Here is a 1,290-nt window from a genome sequence, read left to right as displayed (position 1 = left end):
TCTTGTACAAATGATCCAGATGGGAAAATAGCGAAAGAGAATGCTGAACGAAAAGCAAAAGAGAACAGAGAAAAAGAGGAAAAAGTAAAAGAGAAAAGAGCTGCTAAAAAAGCAGAGGAAGAAAAAGCTGCAAAGAAACGTGCAGAAAAATCGGCAGAAAGAAAAGAAACGGGTGATTATACCTTATCCGTAACTGGTAATGATGTAAAAAGTATGACACAGAGCCTTGTAGCAGAATCTGTGAGTATTTCTGCACCTGATAGATCAAGTTTTGATATTAAGGCATAAGAGGGTTCGGTAAAAGGAAAATATCAAATCGGTGCATTGGTTGGAAGTGCTTGTTTCCTATCATGGCATATCCAAGCTAACGATAGCAAAAATGGCTGGTGTTGAGGAAAATGATATTGACAGGCTTTTAGTCAATCCACCAGAAAAAGTTGAAATCGAAGTAAAGTATAAAATTGATGTGACGGTTATGGAGGGAGTATCCCAAACAATATTAAAAAAGGTAATCTTAGTGCTGTTGAAAATAAGCCGGATGATCAAGAGTAAATGTACGTTCAGATTTTCTGGGTGCTCTTGACATACCGGCTTATTTTTGCTATTAAATAAACAACGGCTTAACAACAGAAAACTGCTGTTAAGCCGCATCAATTATCATAGAAGATCTGAATTTACAGAAAAAATTTCACACCGTCGAAAAATCACCATAGTTCTAATGAATCTTCTGCATCTACCCACATCTGCATATTCCCGTCCAAATATAATCGTACATATTCAAGTGGTTCATCAATAGCAAGTGCGTTTAATGCACAGTCTGATCCGGGTGTAGTTTTTAAATTCTTTTCAGCTTCCCAGCAATCAATGCGGAGCATATAGCCAGCAGAGGTGTAAACATCAATACTATTGCGCTGTGGATTGTATTCTGCAAATATTGTTCTCATCGTATCTTATCTCTCCTTATCATTCAATCAATTATCAGTTACAAAAATCAGAAGCATTTCAATCAGTTCACCATGTCACTTTTATTTTGTGTTATACTGTTTTATAGATTTTTCTTGCCCTTGTATTTGCCCTTATCAGAGTTCGTAAACACTGATGGGACGATATAACACAAGGGAAACAATAAGGAAAAGCTCACCTGCGATAAATCCAGTGTTTTCAAGGGCTTGTGGAGAATTTAATAACAAAATATAACAGTTATTAAATCTCTTAAAACAGGTGAAATCTCAATTCAAGTTGAACAAAATCGCTGCGCGATGGCCTGCCAAGGCTGTGGCGCAGCTTTCT

2 protein-coding genes and 1 pseudogene are annotated in these 1,290 nt (G+C 36.8%); 2 read left to right on the top strand and 1 reads right to left on the bottom strand.

Annotated features, from left to right (window positions below; translation table 11 throughout):
- Together DWY37_RS15655 and DWY37_RS16525 are read left to right on the top strand one after the other, a co-directional pair.
- A pseudogene (locus tag DWY37_RS15655) lies at positions 1-288 on the top strand (hypothetical protein); the annotation flags it as partial.
- Between the two features lie 31 nt (positions 289-319).
- The gene (locus DWY37_RS16525) at positions 320-583 is read left to right on the top strand and encodes an HTH domain-containing protein (protein ID WP_118140411.1); all 264 of its coding nucleotides are present in this window, start codon (positions 320-322) and stop codon (positions 581-583) included.
- 121 nt (positions 584-704) lie between these two features.
- Here DWY37_RS16525 and DWY37_RS15645 read toward each other — a convergent pair whose 3' ends face one another.
- Positions 705-944, bottom strand: a complete 240-nt coding sequence (locus DWY37_RS15645) for a DUF6061 family protein (RefSeq protein ID WP_055232114.1) — start codon at positions 942-944, stop codon at positions 705-707.
- Positions 945-1,290: the final 346 nt, after the last annotated feature.

This window comes from Roseburia sp. AF25-13LB (assembly GCF_003478915.1).
GTDB classification, from domain to species: domain Bacteria; phylum Bacillota; class Clostridia; order Lachnospirales; family Lachnospiraceae; genus Roseburia_C; species Roseburia_C amylophila.
This window is presented reverse-complemented; position numbering and strand designations above follow the sequence as displayed.

Excerpts from the sequence above, each read along its gene's own strand:
- DWY37_RS15645 (WP_055232114.1), bottom strand. The coding sequence starts at position 944 with ATGAGAACAATATTTGCAGAATACAATCCACAGCGCAATAGTATTGAT.